Origin of the sequence: Yoonia sp. (assembly GCF_042093035.1) — a bacterium.
Lineage (GTDB): Bacteria > Pseudomonadota > Alphaproteobacteria > Rhodobacterales > Rhodobacteraceae > Yoonia.
This window is the reverse complement of record NZ_JBELFI010000178.1, coordinates 1-3,441: the sequence shown is the minus strand read 5'-3', so window position 1 is coordinate 3,441 and position 3,441 is coordinate 1. Positions and strand designations below refer to the sequence as shown.

Here is a 3,441-nt window from a genome sequence, read left to right as displayed (position 1 = left end):
TGCGACCGATTGGATAACGGACAGGGCGTTTCGCGGGCTGATCGGCGGGTTGCAAAAACTACCCTATGAAAAACGCGTCCCGGCGATGGGACGGGTGATGCAACACGGGGTCGGGCCAATTGCCGGGTACGTAAAACGCGCCGAAGATAATTTGGGACTGATCTATCCCGACATGGTCCGGCGCGAACGTCGCAACCTTGCCCGCGCATGTTGTGACAACTTCGGGCGCACGATTATTGAAAACTACAGTTGGAAAGAACTCGGCGCGCGCATGGCCCGGGTGGCGGCAACCGGCGACGGTCTGGACCATCTCGCAGAAGCGGCCGCTGATAAGCGCCCGGTGATCTTTGCCACCGGGCATTTTGGCAACCACGAGGCCGCGCGCCACCTGCTGACGGCAAAAGGCTACAAAGTTGGCGGGTTCTATCGCCCGATGAATAACCCGTTTTTCAACGACCATTATGTGAAAACCATGTCCGCTTGGGGCGGGCCTGTCTTTGCCAAAAGAAAACAGGGGACATTGGGATTTGTGCGCTATTTGCGCGGCGGCGGGATAGCGACGATCTTCATTGATGTGGCCGCCAAAGATCAGTTGATCCCCTTCATGGGCCATCCTGCGCGCACCTCACTTTCTGCGGCAAAGATCGCGGGGCGGCTGGATGCGCTTGTCATCCCATATTTTGCCATTCGGCAGGCGGATGGGCTATCCTTCAAGGTTGAGATCGAGGCCCCCATCACACCGTCAGACCCGCGCACGATGATGATGGAAATGAACGCCCGCCTCGAAGCGCAAATCGCGCGCAACCCGGCACAGTGGTTCTGGGTTCATCGGCGCTGGAAGGCGTAGCCGCTAGCGCAGCTGCGCTGCACCAACAATCGGCCCGTTCGTGGCGCGCTGAATGATAACAGCCAGCCCGTCGCTGCCATAGGCATCCGCACTCATGCTCAGCCCCCCGGCCCCGTTCCAGCGGCCAATCACATCCCAGGACTTCACGATATTTGCGTAGCTGTAGGAGCGTCCCGCATTCTCACCTCTGGTAATCGCGACGGTTTGCTCAGGTGTGAACCGGACAAGCTGGACCACGTATTCGCCGCTCACTGTGGTGGTCGCACCGATCTGGACCTTGTCACCATCGCGGGTCAACGTGACATGCACAGGGTTGTCACGGTCGGCGTTCGCATCAATCGCGTTCATGACCTGCATTGGCCGTGAGCCGATCACATGATCGACCCCGTTGATAACCATTTGCGGAGTATACACTGTCATTGCATTGGCGGCACGTGCATAGGCGTGCTGGCGCGCGGTGTTCTCAGGGCGCCCAAACACGTCCTTCCAGCCGATATAATCCCAGTAATCAACGTGCAACGACAGGGCGATCAAATCGTCACGCTTGGCAAGATCACGCATCATTGCATCCGCCGGTGGACATGATGAGCAGCCTTGCGAGGTAAACAGCTCAATCACGAGCGGTCCCTCATCAGCGATAGCACTGCTCGCTTGCAGAAACCCAAGAAATGTCAGAACGGCAAAAAAGTTGCGCATTGCAAGCCTCGATATTCAGATGGTGCCCTACCCGTTTAGTCAGCTTTGCCTGAAATGACCAATCAAGCAATTGCGAGTGTTCTGTGTAGAATGTTTCAGAGTGTCGCGGCTCTCAAAAAAAACTGTGTGCAATGGTATACAAAAGTGCTATGGAGCCCTTGATTGCCTTATCTATATGGGGCAAAAGACTTGCAAATAGCCGTTTATGCGCATCAGCCACGAAAGGGATCGCCATGACAATCACTGTCGGCAATGACACCGCAAAGACCCGCAAAACCCTCAGGGTCGGTGACCAATCAGTCGCTTACTACTCTATTCCGGCTGCACAATCTGCTGGTTTGGGCGACTTTTCGAAACTCCCTGCCGCGCTGAAGGTTGTCCTGGAAAACCTGCTGCGCTTTGAAGATGGCGGGTTTTCGGTTTCCGTGGATGACATCAAGGCCTTCTCTGCATGGGCTGACAACGGCGGCAAGAACCCGCGTGAAATCGCTTACCGTCCTGCCCGCGTGTTGATGCAGGACTTCACCGGCGTGCCAGCGGTCGTTGACCTAGCGGCGATGCGCGACGGCATTGTGGCCCTGGGTGGTGATGCGCAACAGATTAATCCGCTGAACCCTGTTGATCTGGTCATCGATCACTCTGTGATGATCGACGAATTTGGCAACCCACGTGCGTTCCAGATGAACGTGGACCGCGAATATGAACGCAACATGGAACGCTACCAGTTCCTCAAATGGGGTCAGGGCGCGTTCAATAACTTCCGCGTGGTGCCTCCGGGCACGGGCATCTGCCATCAGGTCAATCTTGAATATCTGGCACAAACCGTCTGGACCGATAAAGACCAACATGGCGAAGAAGTGGCGTATCCTGACACGCTCGTTGGGACTGACAGCCACACCACGATGGTGAACGGCTTGGCCGTTCTGGGTTGGGGTGTTGGCGGGATCGAGGCCGAAGCCGCAATGCTGGGCCAGCCCGTTTCCATGCTGATCCCAGAGGTTGTTGGCTTTGAGCTGACAGGCCAAATGGTCGAAGGCACGACCGGCACAGACCTTGTTCTGAAAGTCGTTGAGATGCTGCGCGAACTCGGCGTTGTTGGCAAATTCGTTGAATTCTACGGTGCTGGTCTTGATGTTCTGCCATTGGCCGACCGTGCAACAATCGCGAACATGGCGCCCGAATATGGGGCAACTTGCGGCTTCTTCCCGATCGATAATGAAACCCTGCGCTATCTGCGCAACACGGGCCGCGACGAAGACCGCATTGCCCTTGTCGAAGCCTATGCCAAGGAAAACGGTTTCTGGCGCGGCGACGACTATGCGCCTGTCTACACAGACACGCTGCACCTAGATATGGGCACAATCGTGCCTGCGATCTCCGGCCCCAAACGTCCACAGGACTATGTGGCTCTGACCAATGCCAAGACCGCCTTCGCGCGTGAAATGGCAGAGACCTTCAAGCGACCAATGGACAAGCAGGTGCCGGTCGCGGGCGAAGATTACACTTTGTCCTCCGGCAAGGTCGTGATCGCGTCGATCACATCCTGCACCAACACATCCAACCCCTACGTGATGATCGGCGCGGGGCTTGTGGCGCGCAAAGCGGCCGCCCTGGGTCTGGATCGCAAACCTTGGGTGAAAACATCTCTCGCCCCCGGAAGCCAGGTTGTGTCCGAATACCTGGAGGCCGCAGGCCTTCAGGAAGACCTTGATAAGGTTGGCTTTAACCTTGTTGGCTACGGCTGCACGACCTGCATCGGCAACTCTGGCCCGATCCAGAAAGAACTGTCCGAAGCGATTGCCGAAGGCGATTTGGTGGCGACATCAGTGCTGTCCGGTAACCGGAACTTCGAAGGGCGCATTTCGCCTGACGTGCGCGCCAACTACCTCGCCTCGCCC

The 3,441-nt window shown here is 57.0% G+C and carries 3 protein-coding genes; 2 read left to right on the top strand and 1 reads right to left on the bottom strand.

Annotated features, from left to right (window positions below; genetic code table 11):
* Nucleotides 1-847, top strand: an 847-nt coding sequence (locus ACFDSS_RS14170; RefSeq protein ID WP_375256368.1) for a lysophospholipid acyltransferase family protein, incomplete at its 5' end; no start/stop codon positions are given.
* Between the two features lie 3 nt (nt 848-850).
* Here ACFDSS_RS14170 and ACFDSS_RS14165 read toward each other — a convergent pair.
* Nucleotides 851-1,543, bottom strand: a complete 693-nt coding sequence (locus ACFDSS_RS14165; protein ID WP_375256367.1) for a DUF1223 domain-containing protein — start codon at nt 1,541-1,543, stop codon at nt 851-853.
* Nucleotides 1,544-1,776: 233 nt separating this feature from the next.
* On the opposite strand from ACFDSS_RS14165, the gene acnA reads away from it, so the two are divergent.
* On the top strand, nt 1,777-3,441 hold a 1,665-nt coding region (gene acnA / locus ACFDSS_RS14160; RefSeq protein WP_375256366.1), incomplete at its 3' end, for an aconitate hydratase AcnA.